This is a genomic window from Acidimicrobiales bacterium, assembly GCA_034521975.1.
Classification (GTDB): Bacteria; Actinomycetota; Acidimicrobiia; order Acidimicrobiales; family SKKL01; genus SKKL01.
Genome location: JAXHLR010000005.1, coordinates 460,110 through 475,211 on the forward strand (window position 1 = coordinate 460,110; position 15,102 = coordinate 475,211).

Annotated in this window: 12 protein-coding genes; 11 read left to right on the top strand and 1 reads right to left on the bottom strand. The window is 70.9% G+C overall.

What is annotated here, in order from left to right; translation table 11 throughout:
* Positions 1 to 20 precede the first annotated feature (20 nt).
* The 3 genes from U5K29_09035 to U5K29_09045 are packed head-to-tail and all read left to right on the top strand — an operon-like array spanning position 21 to position 5,322.
* The gene (locus U5K29_09035; protein ID MDZ7678685.1) at positions 21 to 3,248 is read left to right on the top strand and encodes a glycosyltransferase family 2 protein; all 3,228 of its coding nucleotides are present in this window, start codon (positions 21 to 23) and stop codon (positions 3,246 to 3,248) included.
* Positions 3,245 to 4,765: a DUF5719 family protein gene (locus tag U5K29_09040; GenBank protein ID MDZ7678686.1), complete on the top strand. Its 1,521-nt coding sequence runs from the start codon at positions 3,245 to 3,247 to the stop codon at positions 4,763 to 4,765. The genes U5K29_09035 and U5K29_09040 overlap by 4 nt, the downstream gene beginning before the upstream one ends.
* Before the next feature lie 50 nt (positions 4,766 to 4,815).
* Positions 4,816 to 5,322 (top strand): thioredoxin domain-containing protein, encoded by a 507-nt coding sequence (locus U5K29_09045; protein MDZ7678687.1) that lies wholly within the window; start codon positions 4,816 to 4,818, stop codon positions 5,320 to 5,322.
* Here U5K29_09045 and ftsH read toward each other — a convergent pair.
* Complete coding sequence (gene ftsH, locus U5K29_09050) at positions 5,301 to 7,412, bottom strand: ATP-dependent zinc metalloprotease FtsH (protein ID MDZ7678688.1); 2,112 nt, start codon at positions 7,410 to 7,412, stop codon at positions 5,301 to 5,303. The genes U5K29_09045 and ftsH overlap by 22 nt on opposite strands.
* Before the next feature lie 101 nt (positions 7,413 to 7,513).
* Here ftsH and U5K29_09055 point away from each other — a divergent pair, with 101 nt between their 5' ends.
* The 8 genes from U5K29_09055 (at position 7,514) to U5K29_09090 (ending at position 15,047) form a co-directional block, all read left to right on the top strand.
* The gene (locus U5K29_09055) at positions 7,514 to 7,747 is read left to right on the top strand and encodes a DUF3499 family protein (protein MDZ7678689.1); all 234 of its coding nucleotides are present in this window, start codon (positions 7,514 to 7,516) and stop codon (positions 7,745 to 7,747) included.
* 41 nt (positions 7,748 to 7,788) lie between these two features.
* A complete protein-coding gene (locus U5K29_09060; GenBank protein MDZ7678690.1) occupies positions 7,789 to 8,685 on the top strand; it encodes a CPBP family intramembrane glutamic endopeptidase in 897 nt (298 codons plus the stop codon).
* 97 nt (positions 8,686 to 8,782) lie between these two features.
* Entirely contained in the window at positions 8,783 to 8,983 is a 201-nt protein-coding gene (locus tag U5K29_09065) for a hypothetical protein (protein ID MDZ7678691.1), read from the top strand.
* A 56-nt stretch (positions 8,984 to 9,039) separates the two neighbouring features.
* The gene (locus tag U5K29_09070; GenBank protein MDZ7678692.1) at positions 9,040 to 11,535 is read left to right on the top strand and encodes a 6-pyruvoyl-tetrahydropterin synthase-related protein; all 2,496 of its coding nucleotides are present in this window, start codon (positions 9,040 to 9,042) and stop codon (positions 11,533 to 11,535) included.
* Between the two features lie 29 nt (positions 11,536 to 11,564).
* A complete protein-coding gene (locus tag U5K29_09075) occupies positions 11,565 to 12,353 on the top strand; it encodes a glycosyltransferase (GenBank protein ID MDZ7678693.1) in 789 nt (262 codons plus the stop codon).
* 16 nt (positions 12,354 to 12,369) lie between these two features.
* Positions 12,370 to 13,737, top strand: coding sequence for a phosphomannomutase/phosphoglucomutase (manB, locus tag U5K29_09080; GenBank protein ID MDZ7678694.1), 1,368 nt, complete (start codon positions 12,370 to 12,372; stop codon positions 13,735 to 13,737).
* Positions 13,738 to 13,756: 19 nt separating this feature from the next.
* The gene (locus tag U5K29_09085; protein MDZ7678695.1) at positions 13,757 to 14,008 is read left to right on the top strand and encodes a Trm112 family protein; all 252 of its coding nucleotides are present in this window, start codon (positions 13,757 to 13,759) and stop codon (positions 14,006 to 14,008) included.
* Positions 14,009 to 14,015: 7 nt separating this feature from the next.
* Complete coding sequence (locus U5K29_09090; GenBank protein MDZ7678696.1) at positions 14,016 to 15,047, top strand: SIS domain-containing protein; 1,032 nt, start codon at positions 14,016 to 14,018, stop codon at positions 15,045 to 15,047.
* The last annotated feature ends 55 nt before the right edge of the window (positions 15,048 to 15,102 follow it).

A 15,102-nucleotide genomic window follows, 5' to 3' on the forward strand; every position in this document is an offset into this window, starting at 1 on the left:
CGCGGTAGTCTCCCGCGATCGTGAGCGCTCCGGAGCAATCCCAGGAACCTGCCCTCGGCGCGCCCCCTGAGCCGGTCGCCGCACCGTTGGTGACCCTCGTGATGGTCGCCCACCAACCAGGACCCTGGTTCGAGGAGGCGCTCACTGCGGTGGGTGCTCAGGACTACCCCTCGCTCGAGGTCGTGGTGGTCGACGCGGCAAGCCTGGTTCCGGTGGCCGACCGCGTCGCCGAGGTCCTTCCCGATGCCCGGACCATCCGCCTCGAGGCCAATCGCGGCTTCGGGCGGGCCGTCAACGCCGTCCTTCCCCGCCTCGGCGATCCGGCCTTCCTGGTGCTCGCCCACGACGACGTCGCCCCCGCGCCCGGCGCCGTGCGCTCGATGGTCGAGGAAGCCTTCCGATCCAACGCCGCCATCGTGGGGCCCAAAGTGGTCCGCTGGGACGACGACCGGCGCATGCTGTCGGCGGGGGAGGGGTCCGACAAGTTCGGCTTCCCCGTCCCCCTCGTCGAGCGCAACGAGCTCGACCAGGAACAGCACGACGCCGTGCGCGACGTGTTCACCGTTCCCGACGCGTTCACTCTGGTGCGCGCCGATCTGCTGCGGGCGCTCGACGGCTTCGACCCCGACACCAGCTTCTTCGGCGACGACCTCGACCTGTGCTGGCGCGCCCACACCGCCGGGGCCCGGGTCATGGTCGCCCCCAACGCCCGGGTGCGGCACCTCGAGGCGCTCGGCGAGCGGCGCGTCGTCGACGACCGTCGCCGGCTGCAGTTCCGCCACCGTATGCGGGCCATGCTCTCGTCGTACCGGCTCCTGAGCTTGGCGGTGGTGCTTCCCCAGCTGCTGGTGGTCCACGCCGTCGAAGCGGTCTTCGCGCTGGTCACCGGGCGCCCCGGCCAGGCGCGCGACGTCATCACCGCGTGGACCTGGAACCTCCGCCGCCTCGGCTCGCTGCGTCACCGGCGCCGGTCGATCGCCGCGACCCGGCTCGTCCCCGACGGCGAGGTCCGGTCGTTGCAGGTGCGCGGCAGTGCCCGGGTGGCCGCGTTCCTGCGGGGCCAGCTCGCTACCGATCAGGACACCTTCGGATCGGCCGCCACCCTCGGCAAGCGCCTCATCGAGGGCGTCACCGGCCCCGGCCGCCGAGACGCCGCGCTCGCCTGGCTGCTGGTGGCGGTCATCCTCCTCATCGGCTCCCGTCACCTGTTGACCAGGCCCATCCCCGCGATCGGCGAGTTCGTGCCACTTCCCGAACAGCTCGGCCCGCTGTGGTCCGAGTGGTTCTCGAGCTGGCGACGAGGCGGCATCGGCTACGAGGGGTTCGCCCCCGCTGCCAGCCTGGTGGTCACCGTCGCCGGCGGCGTGTTCCTCGGCGCCACGGGTCTGTTGCGCACGGTGCTCATCCTCGGCATGTATCCCCTCGCGCTCGTCGGTGTCTGGCGCCTGGTCGCTCCCCTCGCCTCCCATCGCGCCAGTGCCGGTGCCCTCGTCGCCTACGCGGCGGTGCCGCTGGGATACGACGCGCTCGCCACCGGGTCCTGGCGGGGGTTGGTCGCCTACGCGGTCGCGCCCTGGGTGCTGGCGCGGCTCCTGCGGTCCTCGGGTGCGGCGCCGTTCGGCGCCGCCGATGACGACCCCGGCCGCCGGGTCGGACCCCGCCACGACGTGCCCCCCTTGTGGCGCCAGGCGGTGGCGTTGGGTCTGGTGGTGGCGCTCGCCGCCCTGCTCGATCCGCTCTTTCTGCTGATGCCGCTCGCCGTGGTGGTGGGCATGGTGCCCGGGTCGTTGCTGATCGGCACCGTGCGCGGGCTGGGCCGCATGGTGGTGGTGGGCGTCGGTGCCGCGGTCGTGGGTGGGGTCTTGCACGTCCCCTGGCTGTTCGACCTGCTCAGCCCCGACCCATCGTGGAGCACCCTGACCGCCAGCCGGTCGGCCGAGGTGGCCACCGCGCTGCCGCTCACCCACATCCTGCGCTTCGACACCGGGCCCATCGGCTCGTCGCTGCTCAACGCCGCGGTGCTGGTCGCGGCCGCGTTCGCCCTGCTGGTCGGGCGGCGGTGGCGGCTGGTCTGGGCGGCCCGGGCGTGGTCGCTGGCGCTGTCGTGCTGGGCGCTGGTCTGGGTCGCCTCCATGGGATGGGTACCGGGCCCTCTGCCTCCCGTCGATGCCATCCTCGCTCCCGCCGCCGCGGCAATGGCTCTTTCGGCTGGGCTGGGAGTGTCCGCGTTCGGGTTCGATGTCCGGAGCAGCGTGTTCGGGTGGCGCCAGCTGGCCGGTGTGGTCGCGGTGGGCGCGCTCGTCCTGGCCCTGCTCCCGGTGGTGGCGGCGTCGGTGGGAGGCCGCTGGATGGTGCCCCGCGGATCGCACCACGAGGCGCTGGCCTTCCTCGACGACGAGGTCGAGCAGGATCCGTTCCGCGTCGTGTGGTTCGGTGCCCCCGAGGTGCTGCCCCTCGGGTCCTGGCCCATCGACGGCTTGACCTCCTACGCCACCACGATCTCGGGCACGCCCACCCTGGCCGATCTGTGGCCCGGTCCGCCCGAACCCGCCACCTCACCGTTGCGTGGCTCGCTCGACTTCGTGCTCACCCAGCGGACCGACCGCCTGGGACGGCTCCTCGCGCCGATGGGCGTGCGCTACCTCGTCCTGGTCGACCAGGGCGCGCCGGTGCCCTTCGGTGGGGTGTCACACCCCAACCCCCAACTGCTCCACGACGTGCTCGCCGAGCAGCTCGACCTCGTCGAGATCGACGTCAACCCCGCACTCACCGTGTACCGAAACGCAGCCTGGGCGCCGACGGTCTCCGCGCTGGAGGCCGAGACCATCGCCGTCTCCGACGTTCCGGCGATCCCCGACGGCGCTCGCGAGGCCGCGACCCTCGAGCTCGGTGGCCTCTCCCGGCCCTTCGATCAACTCGGGCGCACCTCCTTCTCCGATCGGGTCACAGGACCGGCACAGGTGCTGGTCGGCTCCACCCCGCGATCGGGCTGGCGCGCCGATCTCGACGGCACCACGCTCGGGTCCCAGCCCGGGCTCGGGTGGGCGACGACGTTCCCGGTCGAGGACTCGGGCACCGTGTCGGTGACCTGGACGACACCAGTCGGCCACCGCCTCGTACTGCTCGCTCAGCTGGCGGTGCTCGCCCTGATCACGCTGGTCATGTACCGGACCCGTGCCGAGCGCAGGATCGCCCGCCGCCACCGGCGCGCCATCTCCTCGCCGATCGATGAGGCGGCGAGCCGATGACCCGCGCCCGTGTCCCGTTCATCGTGGTGGTGGTCGGACTCCTGGCCGCGGCCCTCGTGGCCGAGCGCGACCGCGACCCCACGTCGTCCGCGCCGGACGACCTCGGTGTGTCCCGGGTCGAGCCGATGGTCGCGTCGGCCGACGTGTTGGGGTCGACCTGGTACTGCCCGGCGGGTTCGGCCGGCGAGGAGGGACCGGCCGATCACACCGTCATCATCGCCAATCCCACCGATCGAGACCGTCGTGCCCGTCTCACCGCCTTCCCGGGCCAGGCCGATCCCGTCGACGCCGAGGTCGAGGTCGAGGCGAACAGCCTCGAGCGGGTGCAGGTCGCCGAACTGGCGACGGGGCCCGCGGTGGCGGTCATGGTCGAGCTCGACGGCGGTGAGCTGGCGGTCTCCCATGAGCTGGTCGGACCGACCGGAGCCGACAGCGGGCCGTGCGCGTCCACCTCGTCGGACACCTGGCACTTCGCGTGGGGCGACACCTCCGCCGACGCTCGTTCGCTGTTCGCGCTCTTCAACCCCTATCCCGGCGACGCCGTGGTCGACTTCCGCTTCCTCACCGTCGACGGGCCGAGGGAGCCCCAGGCGCTCACCGGAGTGGTGGTGCCCGGACGTAGCGTCGTCGTGGTCGACGCCGGAGCCGAGGTCGCACGTCGCGACCAGGTGTCGGCCACCGCCACCGCCCGTTCCGGTCGGGTGATCATCGAACGTCTCCAGACCTTCGACGACACCGAGGAGAGGCTCGAAGGCGCCGACCCCCGGAGGGCGGTCACCACCGATCTCGGCGTACCCGAATTGATGCCGCTCTGGGTGTACCCGTCGGTTCGACTCGTCGAGGGCCTGAACGAGCGGGTGGTGGTGTACAACCCCGGTCCCGCCACGGCCGAGGTCGATGTCGAGGTGCTTCTCAGCGACCGTGAGCTGGGTGGTGTGGAGCCGTTCGAGCTGACGGTGGCCCCCAACCGCTACGAGGTGGTCGACCTCACCGAACAGCCCCGACTGGTCGACCGGTTCGTCGATGGCGCGATCACCGCGACGGTGGTCGTCCGCTCGCTCAACGACGTCGCGGTGGTGGCCGAGCGGGTCACCACCGTCGCCAGCTCGGCGGAAGGCCCCGGGATCACCGCCTCGTCCGGCTCCGCGCTCGTCGGTCGCCGGTTGCTGCTCATCGACCCGCGGACCCGAGGGACCGACGCGGCGGCGCTCACCTTGATCAACCTCGACCCGGACCGTCTCGTCTCCGGGTCCATCTCGATCCGTTCCCGCGGCACCCAGCGTCCCCTCGAGGGGTTCGAGGAGTTCGAGATCGGGCCCTCGGGTCGCATGACCATCGACGATCTGGTCGATCGGGTCAGCGGGGCCGGCACCTCCATGCTGGTGATCGAGTCGAGCCACCCCCTCGCCGCCGGGATCGCGTCCCGTGTACACGATCCGTTGGACCGGTTGGCGCAGGTGGCCATCCCCTCCGCCGGCGACGCCGAGCTCCCGCCGGGGATGGACTTCGGGGGCTGAGGCCGGGCTCCGGTCTGACTCCTGGACGCGGTTCGGGCACACTCGATGCCATGGAGCAGTTCTTCATCGCCGCGGTGTTGATCGCGGTCGCCGGGGGTATCGCCTACGCCGTCCAGCGGCGCCAGCCCGATGCCCCGACCCAACCGCGCACCTACCGGGTGCCCAGCCAGCTCGACCGTGACGACTTCGACCGGCCCGACACGCCGTGGTTGGTCGCGGTCTTCACCTCGGCGACGTGCGCGTCGTGCGCGGGCACCTGGCAGAAGGTGCAGGTGCTGGCGAGCGACGAGGTGGTCGTGCAGGAGGTCGAGGTCAGTGCCGACCGTGAGCTGCACCAGCGCTACCGCATCGACGGGGTGCCGCTCGTGGTGATCGCCGACGCCGGCGGTGTGGTCCGGGCGTCGTTCGTCGGCCCGGCCACCGCCACCGACCTGTGGGCCACCGTCGCCGAGCTGCGCGAGCCCGGTTCGGTGCCGGGCGGCTGCGACCACGGTCAGACGCCGCAGGACCCTGGCGGCGCCCAGCCGACTCCCGATCAGGGACGGGACTCGGCCTGAGCGACCTCGTCGGCCACGTCGGTGTCGTCGCCGGCGTCGTCGTCTGCGATGGCGTCCGGGGTGTCGTCGTCACCGCCACCGTTGGCGCGACTGCGCTCCACCACGTCGCGTGCCTCGGCCGAGCGGCTGGTGCCGTCGTCGGCGATCTCGCCGCGACCGACCTTGATGAGCCGGATGACCTCGTCGCCGTCGATGGTCTCGTGCTCGATCAACGCCTTGGCCACCAGGTCGAGCCCTGCCCGGTTCTCGCGCAGGATCTCGCGGCACCGGTTCTCCTGCTCGCGCAGGATGCGTTCGACCTCTTCGTCGATCACCCGGGCGGTGTCGTCGGAGTAGTCGCGGGTGTGCATGAGGTCCTCGCCGAGGAAGACCTCGCCCTGTGAGCCCCACGCCATGGGGCCGACCCGTTCGCTCATGCCCCATTCGCGCACCATCTTGCGGGCCAGCTCGGTGGAGCCGACCAGATCGTTGTTGGCGCCGGTGGAGGCGATGCCGTAGACGAGCTCCTCGGCGACCCGGCCACCCATCCGCACCACCAACGACTCCTCGATGTAGTCCTGACGGTAGAGGTGACGCTCGGCCTCGGGAAGCTGCTGGGTGACCCCCAGCGCCGCCCCGGTGGGGATGATCGACACCTTGTGGACCGGATCGGCGTGGGGAAGCACCGCGGCGCAGACGGCGTGACCGCCCTCGTGGTAGGAGATCGCCTCCTTCTCCTGGTCGGACAGCGCGAGGGTGTCGCGCTTCTGGCCCATCAGGATGCGGTCGCGGGCGGCGTCGAAGTGGTCCTTGTGGATGGCGTCCTCGCCGGAGCGCACGGCGAACAACGCCGCCTCGTTGACCAGGTTGGCGAGGTCGGCGCCGCTCATGCCCGGCGTGCCTCGGGCGATGACCTCGAGGTCGACGTCGGGGCCCATCCGCTTGTGTCGGACGTGGACCCCGAGGATGGCGATGCGGTCCTCGAGGCTCGGCAGCGGAACGACCACCTGCCGGTCGAACCGGCCGGGGCGCAGCAAGGCGGGGTCGAGGATGTCGGGCCGGTTCGTGGCGGCCATCATGACGATGCCCTCGGAGGGCTCGAAGCCGTCCATCTCGGCCAGCATCTGGTTGAGCGTCTGCTCCCGCTCGTCGTGGCCACCGCCGAGGCCGGCGCCGCGCTTGCGTCCGATGGAGTCGAGCTCGTCGATGAAGATGATCGCCCGCCCCATCTTGCGTGCCGAGTCGAACAGGTCGCGCACCCGGCTGGCGCCGACACCGACGAACATCTCCATGAAGTCCGAACCGGTGACCGACAGGAACGGAACCCCGGCCTCGCCGGCGACGGCCCGGGCGATGAGGGTCTTGCCGGTTCCGGGGGGACCGACGAGGAGGATGCCCTTGGGGATGCGGGCGCCGATCTCGCCGAACTTCTGGGGGGTCTTCAAGAAGTCGATGACCTCGGTGACCTCCTGCTTGACGCCCTCGTAGCCGGCGACGTCGGCGAACTTGGTGCCCGGCCGCTCGGTGTCGTAGGTCTTGGCCTTCGAACGGCCGACCGACATCACCCCACCCATTTGGCCCTGGGCCCGGCGCAGCATCCAGACCCAGAACAACACGATGAGCCCGAAGAAGAACACATAGGGCAGGAACTGCCACAGCGGGTTCGGTTCGGGGGTGTCGAAGTTGAGCTCGGTGTTGGCCTGGATGAGCTCGCGGTCCTCGTCCGACAGCGGCATGGGGCCGGTGCTGCGGAACTCGCCGCGCTCCTCGTCCACGTATTCGCCGGTGATGTCGCCGTTGTTGTTGTTGTACTCGACGGTGGCGATCTCGCCGTCTTCGACCTGCTCACGGAACTCGTGGAACTCGATGTGCTCGGAGTCGTCGCTGGGAGCGAGCATCGGGAAGACCAGCACCGCCACCAGCGCGCCGATGAGGACCCAGATGGTCCAGCGCGGCATGCGGCTCTGACTCTTTCCCTGGCTGTCGGAGGACTGGTTGCTGTTCGACCAGCGGCCCCATCCCCCCTTGCCTCCCTGGCGCCCGCCGGGGGTCGGGCGGCGCGGTGGTGGAGGTGGCGGCGGTGGCGGCGGCGCCTGGGGGCTCGGGCTCATGCACTCATGTTAGGAGGTCAATCCGTCGATCCGGGGTCCGCGACTGGAACGGTGTCGTGACATCCCACCCCGACCGTGCCGGTCGGGCTAGGTTCCGCACCATGTTTCGCTCGTGTGCCCGACCCACGTGCGCCGCGCCCGCTGCGGCAACCCTCGCCTACGACTACACCGGACAAGCCGTGTGGGTCGATCCGCTGGCCCCCGAGCCGCACCCGATGACCCACGACCTCTGTGGCCGTCACGCCGATGCGCTGTCGGTGCCGCGGGGCTGGATGCTCCACGATCGGCGCGCCGACGCGATCGTGGTGCGGGTGCCGGTGGCCAGGGCGAGCTGACCGCGCGCTCGATTCGCCGCAGCGGCGCCTAGCCTGGCCCAGTGGGCCAGCACCCTCCACCTCCGCCACCTCCGCCGCCACCACCTCCACCGTCGCGGTCGTCGTCGCCGCCACCACCGTCGCCCGACCAGTTGCCGCCGCCTCCGGCGGGGGATCAGCACCGTCCGCCGCCCGATGGCTCGTCGACCCGTGGCTGGTTCGCCCCGCTGGGCCACGACCGCCACGAACTGGTGACCCGCCCGGTCCGGTGGGGGATCGGCGATGCCCTGCTGGGGCTCCTGATCGCCCAGATCGCCACCATCGCCGGCGGGGCCGTTGTGCTCATCTCCCTCGGCTACGTCCGCGACGGCGAGCTCCAGCTCGACGAGGTCTCGCTCGGGTTGCTCACCGTGCTGCAGGCGTTCCTCTGGCTGGGATATGGCGGCTGGACGCTGCTGGTCTCGAGGACCAAGGGCAACGGCGTCGTCGCCGACTACGGGTGGAGGTTCCGGCTCCCCGACCTCTACCAGGGCCTGCTCGTGGGTGTCGGCACCCAACTCCTCGCGGTGCCGGCCATCTACTTGTTCCTCTTCCTCTTCATCGGCGAGCAGGACGTCTCCGAAGCGGCCAGGGGACTGACCGACATGGCGACCTCACCGCTCGATGTCGTGCTCCTCGTGCTGATCGTCGCGGTGGGCGCCCCGGTCGTCGAAGAGCTGTTCTTCCGTGGGCTGCTGCTGCGCAGCGTCCAGCGACGGTTCGGCGACTGGCCGGCGCTCATCGTCTCCACCGTGGTGTTCGCCGGGGTGCACTTCCAGCTCCTGCAGTTCCCGGCCCTGGCCATGTTCGGGCTGCTCGCCGGATGGCTCACGCTGCGGTCAGGCCGGCTCGGCCCGGCGATCTGGGCGCATGTGGGGTTCAACGCCACCACCGTCGCGATCCTGCTGATCACGTCCTGAACGCCATAGGCTGCAGGGAGCACGCGAAGCGCGGCTTCGGGTGCGAGCGTCGTCGCTCGGGCGAGCGCGACGGGGCGATGCGATGGAGGAGACCAACATGTCCACCCGCTGTGCCCGTTGCGGCGGGCCGATCATCGAGATCGACCTGTCCAGCGACGGCACCGACCTCACGATGCGCTCCTGCTCGACCTGCGACACCCGCGAGTGGGCCAACGACGGTGAACCCGTGGCCCTCGACGAGGCCCTGGGCGAGCTGTCCGCGACCAGCGCCGAACGCCGTCATCGCCGTTCGCGCTGACCGGCCGCGAGCACCGACTCCCGCCCGGTGGTTCCAGGTGCCACGATGTGCGGCGCATGTCGTCGCCCCCTGCTGAGCGCCACGAACCGTCATCCGAGGCCGACGGGCCGCCTTCCGAGGCGGCCGACGACGCGCGTCCCGGCGCGGCAGCCGCGCTGAACCGTCGGGTCGACCGGCTGGTCGAGCGCCTGGGCCAGGTCCAGGTGAGCACCTGGGTCACGTGGTTGATCGTGGGCGGATCGGTCGTCTTCACCATCCTGCAGCTCCAACCCCGGCTGATCGTCGCCGACACCACACCGGCGGGTGGCGACATGGGCGCGCACGTGTGGGCTCCGGCGTACCTGCGGGACCACCTGTTGCCCGACCTGCGCCTCACCGGCTGGTCGCCCGACTGGTACGCGGGACTGCCGGTGCTGCAGTTCTACATGGTGCCACCGATGCTGGCCATCGTCGCGCTCGACGTCGTCCTGCCCTACGGGGTCGCGTTCAAGCTGGTGGCGGTCTCGGGTGTGGTCACCCTGCCGGTCGCGGTGTGGCTCTTCGGGCGCCTCGCCGGTCTCGCCCACCCGGCACCCGCCCTCCTCGCCGTCGGTTCGGTGGGCTTCCTGTTCGACCGCACCTACAGCATCCTCGGCGGCAACATCCCGTCGACCCTGGCCGGCGAGTTCGCGTTCTCCATCAGCCTCACCCTGGCCGTGGTCTACCTGGCGCTGGTCGCCAACGGCCTGCAGACCGGGCGCTACCGGGCACTGGCGGCGGTCGTGATCGCCTTCGTCGCGCTCACCCACGTGATACCGCTGTTCTTCGCCATCGTCGGCACCTTCGTGCTGCTCGCCCTGTATCCCTCCAAGCCCGGACTCGGGTGGATCGCGACGAGCGCCCCGGTGGGCGCGCTGTTGGCCATGTGGTGGCTGCTGCCGTTCTGGGGGCAGCGCAGGTTCATGAACGACATGGGGTGGGAGAAGAAGTTTCCGCCGACCGATGCGGGGGTGATGGAGGAGATCGGGTTCTGGCTGACCCGCGTGTTCCCCCAGGAGGCCAGATGGGTGGCCTATGTCGCCATCATCGGGGTGGTCGCCGCGCTCGTCCGGCGCTCGGCGCCGGCCATGTTCCTCATCGCCATGGCGCTGATCGGCAGCGTCGGCTTCGTCGTCGCTCCCCAAGGTCGGCTCTGGAACGAGCGCCTCCTGCCGTTCGTGCACCTGTGCACCTATCTGCTGGCTGCGTTCGGCGCCGCCGAGCTGGTGCGGTGGGTGGCCGAGTCCACCCGGAACGAGCTGCGCGCCTGGGTGTCGGCCGGGGGAGCCGTGCTGGCGGCCGCGGTCGGCATCGCCATGGTCGCCTTCCCCCTGCACGCGCTGCCCTTCGGCCAGGAGCGCGACGGCATCTACCGGTGGCCGGTCCCGCCCGTGGTCGGCACCGCCTGGCCCTTCGCGTTCGAGACCACCGACAGCAGCTACATCCCCAGCTGGGCGCGGTGGAACTTCAGGGGCTACGAGCGCAAGGACGCGTGGCCCGAGTACCGGGACATGGTGCTCACCATGGCCAACATCGGCGAACGCCGCGGCTGTGGTCGCGCCCTGTGGGAGTACAACCGCAGCGAGCTCGACCGCTACGGCACGCCCATGGCACCCATGCTGTTGCCGATGTGGACCGACGGGTGCATCGCCTCGATGGAGGGCCTCTACTTCGAGTCGTCGATGACCACGCCCTATCACTTCCTCGCCCAGTCGTCGCTGTCCGAATCGCCCTCGCGCGCCCAACGCGGTATGCCCTATCGCGACTTCGACATCGAGCTCGGTGCCCAGCAGCTCCAGCTCATGGGCGTCCGCTACTACATGGCGCTGTCCGATCTCGCCACCAACGCCGCCCAGGGGCACCCCGATCTCACCGAGATCGCCCGCAGCGGCCCGTGGGTGGTCTTCGAGGTCGACGGGGCCCCGCTGGTCGAGCCGCTCGAGCACGAGCCGGTCGTGCTCGACGACGTGGGCGACGCCGGCCACGAGTGGCTGCCACCCACCGCCGACTGGTTCCAGACCCCCAGCCGGTGGGAGGTGCTGTTGGCGTCGGACGGGCCCGAGAGCTGGCAGCGCAGTGACACCCCCGACCAGGCAGTCCGTCGTCCGCTGCCCGCGGTCGACGTCAGCGAGATCGAGTCGGGCGACGACTGGGTGCGCTTCGAGGTGTCCGAACCCGGCACGCCGGTGCTGGTCAAGGTGTCGTACTTCCCCAACTGGCGGGCCACCGGTGCCGAGGGCCCATGGCGGGTCAGCCCCAACCTCATGGTGGTGATCCCCACCGACACCACCGTCGAGTTGAACTACGGGCGCAGCATGGTCGAGATCGCCGGGTGGGGTCTCACCGGAGTCGGGATCGTGCTCGTTGTGCTGCTCGCCCGCGCCGCGCCGCTGACCATGCCAATCTGGACCCGTGAGGAGCCAGAACGTGATGAGGACCAGGACGAGGGCGAGGAAGAAGGCGAGGACGAGGAAGAAGGCGAGGACGAGGACGGGTCCGAATCACTGGTCGATCCGGTGAGTCCACGAGCGTGAACCGGCGATCACGACCCTGCTCGCGCGGGGTGCCGAGCCGCCGACCGCCACCGGCGGGCGACATCCGACTCAGCGTCGTCGTGCCCGCCTACGACGAGGGCGATGTGATCGCGGTGACCGTGACCGAGATCCTGGCGGTGCTCGGAGACCTCGATGGCGGCATGGAGCTGGTGGTCGTCGACGACGGGTCGACCGACCGCACCGGCGCTGCCGCCGCCGAGGCGGGCGCCCACCAGGTGATCACCCTCGATCACAACTCGGGCAAGGGGGCTGCGGTCCGCGCCGGTGCACTGGCGGCCAAGGGGCGCACCGTGGTGTTCACCGATGCCGACCTCGCGTACGCGCCCGATCAGGTCCTGCCGTTGCTCGCCGAGGTCGAGGCGGGATGGGACATGGTCGTCGGCAGCCGCCACATCCCCGGATCCACCGCCGAGGTTCCGGCCTCCTGGCTGCGGCGCGTCGGCGGTCGGGCCATCAACCTGTTGGTCCGCCTCGTCCTCGCCGGCGATCACGCCGACACCCAGTGCGGCCTCAAGGCCTTCCGCCGCGACGTCGCCGCCTTGTTGTTCGGCGACGCACGCGTCGACGGGTTCGCCTTCGACGTCGAGCTCTTCGCCCTGGCCGAGCGTCACCGCTTGTCGCTGCTCGAATCTCCGGTGCGGGTCGTGAACTCGACGGGATCGAGCGTGCGGCTCACCCGCGACACCGCGGTGCTGGTGCTCGACCTGTTGCGGATCTCGTGGAGGCTGCGCCGCGGTGGGTACTCCGAGTTCGACCCCGCCGCCCTGCCCGCCGGGGTGGTCCCCGACGACACCTAGCGCTTAGGTTTGGCCCATGGCGTCCCCCCAGCAGTCCGTGCTCGACCAGATCGTCAAGGCCTACGACATCCGGGGCGTCTACCCCGACCAGCTCGACGCCGACATCGCTCATCGGATCGGCACGGCCTTCGCCCGCTTCGTCGCCGACGGACCGACGCCGCGCGACCGGGTGCTGGTCGCCCGCGACATGCGGCCGTCGGGACCGGAGCTGGTGGCCGCCTTCTCCGAGGGCGTGCTCGAGCAGGGACTCGACGTGGTCGACATCGGCCTGGCGTCGACCGACATGATCTACTTCGCGGCCGGGTCGCTCGATGCACCCGGCGCGGTGTTCACCGCGTCGCACAACCCGGCCCGCTACAACGGCATCAAGCTGTGCCTCGCCGGAGCGGCGCCGGTCGGCCAGGAGTCGGGACTGGCCGACATCAAGGCCACCGCCGCCGACCCGCCCCCGCCGGCCGCCACGCATGGCACCCGTACCGAGCTGGACCTCATGGCCGAGTTCGTCGCCCACGCCCACTCCTTCATCGACACCGCGGCGCTGCAGCCGTTGAAGGTGGTGGCCGACACCGCCAACGGCATGGGGGGACTGGTCGTGCCCGAGGTGTTCGCCGGATTGCCGATCGACCTCGAGGTCATGTATCCCGAGCTCGACGGCACGTTCCCCAACCACCCCGCCGACCCGATCCAGATCGAGAACCTGGCCGACCTGCGGGCCCGCGTCCTCGAGGTGGGGGCCGACGTCGGTCTCGCCTTCGATGGCGACGCCGACCGGGTGTTCCTCGTCGACGAGCGGGGGGAGCCGGTCTCGGGCTCGCTCACGACCGCCCTGATCTCGATCGGAGTGCTCGAGAAGTACCCCGGCTCGAAGATCATCCACAACCTGATCTGCTCGAAGGCGGTGCCCGAGGTGGTGCGCGAGCACGGTGGCGAACCGGTGCGGTCCCGGGTCGGGCACTCGTTCATCAAGTCCCTCATGGCCGAGACCGGCGCCGCCTTCGGCGGAGAGCACTCGGCGCACTACTACTTTCGCGACAACTGGCGGGCCGACTCGGGGCTCATCGCCAGCCTGGTCGTGCTCGAGCAGCTCGGTCAGGCCGGCACCACCCTCTCGGAGCTGCTCGCTCCGCTCGACCGCTACGCCGCGTCGGGCGAGATCAACACCGAGGTCGACGACCCCCACGCCGTCATCGAGCAGGTGGCCGCCGCCTACACCGATCATCCCCAGGACCGCCTCGACGGGCTCACCGTCGACCTGGGCGACTGGTGGTTCAACCTCCGGCCCTCCAACACCGAACCGCTGCTGCGCCTCAACCTCGAAGCAGCCACACGTGCCGAGTGCGACACTCATGTGGCCGAGGTCCGCTCACTGCTCACCGCCTCCTAGCACCGCGAAAGGTCAACCCATGGCGCTCGACCCCAAGCTGCTCGAGATCCTCGCCTGCCCAGAGGACAAGGGCCCACTGCTCTACTTCGCCGACGAGGACGCCCTCTACAACCCTCGTCTGCGTCGGCGCTACGCCATCCGCGACGACATCCCGATCATGCTGGTCGACGAGGCCGAGGGGGTCGACGACGCCGAGCACGACCGACTGGTGGCCAAGGCGGAGTCCGATGGCATCGCCCCCACCTTCGAGCCGGCCGGCTCCGACGGGTGAGGCGGCCATGACCATCGACGCACCGGACTCGACGGGGCTGCGCGACGCCCTGCTGGGCCGTCCCGAACGCATCGCGCGCATGCTCGACACCGCCGGGCCCGTCGACGGGCTGCCGCGTCACGAGCAGGTGTCCAACGTCGTGGTGATCGGCATGGGCGAGGCTGCGCTGGCCGGCGACCTGCTCGAGGCGGTGGCCGGCCCGTTCATGGCGGTGCCGCTGGTCGTGCACCGCGGCTACGAGCTGCCGTCGTTCGTCGCCCCCGACAGCCTGGTCATCGCCATGTCGGTGTCGGGCGCCACCGACGAGACGGTGGAGGCCACCGAGGCGGCCTATGAGACCGGCGCATCGCTCGTGTCGGTCACCAGGTCCGACGGCTATCTCGCCGAGCTCACCAGCGCCTGGCAGACCCCGGTGATCGAGTTGCCCGACGACGTCGGACCTCGGCTCGAGTTCGTCCCGCTGGCCGTCGCCGGGCTCATCGCCCTCGAACAGGTGGGCTTCTTCCCCGGTGGCCGCGAATGGCTCGACCGGGCCGTCGCCCAACTCGCCCGGCGGCGCGACCAGCTCGTGTCGGTCGACGATGTGGCCGCACGGGTGGCCCGCACCATCGACCGCACCCTGCCGGTCGTCTACGGCGCCGGACCCATCGGGCGGGTGGCCGCGATGCGCTGGAAGCAGCAGTTCAACCTCACCGCCAAGGTGGCGGCGTTCGCCAACTTCGTGCCCGAGCTGTGCCACAACGAGGTCGCCGGATGGGGCCAGCACGGCGACCTGACCCGCCAGGTCTTCACCCAGCTCGACCTGCGTCACGACCACGAGCACCCCAACGACACCGAGCGCCTCGATCGGGTCGACGACCTCATGCTCGAGGTCGTGGCCGACCAGGTCAGGGTCGAGGCCGAGGGCGACGGGGCGCTGGCCCAGCTCCTCGACCTGGTGCTCATCGGCGACCTGGCCGCGGTCGAGATCGCGCGGCGAGAAGGGATCGACCCCGGTCCGGCCCCCGCGGTCGAAGCGGTTCGGATCACCGCAGGGTAGCTACACTGTCGGCTGGCCTTCCGGGGCTGGGCTGTGCAGAGTGGGTCAGTGGGCC

Coding starts and splice junctions, on each gene's coding strand:
- U5K29_09090 (MDZ7678696.1), top strand. CDS start 14,016: ATGACCATCGACGCACCGGACTCGACGGGGCTGCGCGACGCCCTGCTG.
- U5K29_09045 (MDZ7678687.1), top strand. CDS start 4,816: ATGGAGCAGTTCTTCATCGCCGCGGTGTTGATCGCGGTCGCCGGGGGT.
- ftsH (MDZ7678688.1), bottom strand. CDS start 7,412: ATGAGCCCGAGCCCCCAGGCGCCGCCGCCACCGCCGCCACCTCCACCA.
- manB (MDZ7678694.1), top strand. CDS start 12,370: ATGGCGTCCCCCCAGCAGTCCGTGCTCGACCAGATCGTCAAGGCCTAC.
- U5K29_09055 (MDZ7678689.1), top strand. CDS start 7,514: ATGTTTCGCTCGTGTGCCCGACCCACGTGCGCCGCGCCCGCTGCGGCA.
- U5K29_09085 (MDZ7678695.1), top strand. CDS start 13,757: ATGGCGCTCGACCCCAAGCTGCTCGAGATCCTCGCCTGCCCAGAGGAC.
- U5K29_09070 (MDZ7678692.1), top strand. CDS start 9,040: ATGTCGTCGCCCCCTGCTGAGCGCCACGAACCGTCATCCGAGGCCGAC.
- U5K29_09040 (MDZ7678686.1), top strand. CDS start 3,245: ATGACCCGCGCCCGTGTCCCGTTCATCGTGGTGGTGGTCGGACTCCTG.
- U5K29_09065 (MDZ7678691.1), top strand. CDS start 8,783: ATGTCCACCCGCTGTGCCCGTTGCGGCGGGCCGATCATCGAGATCGAC.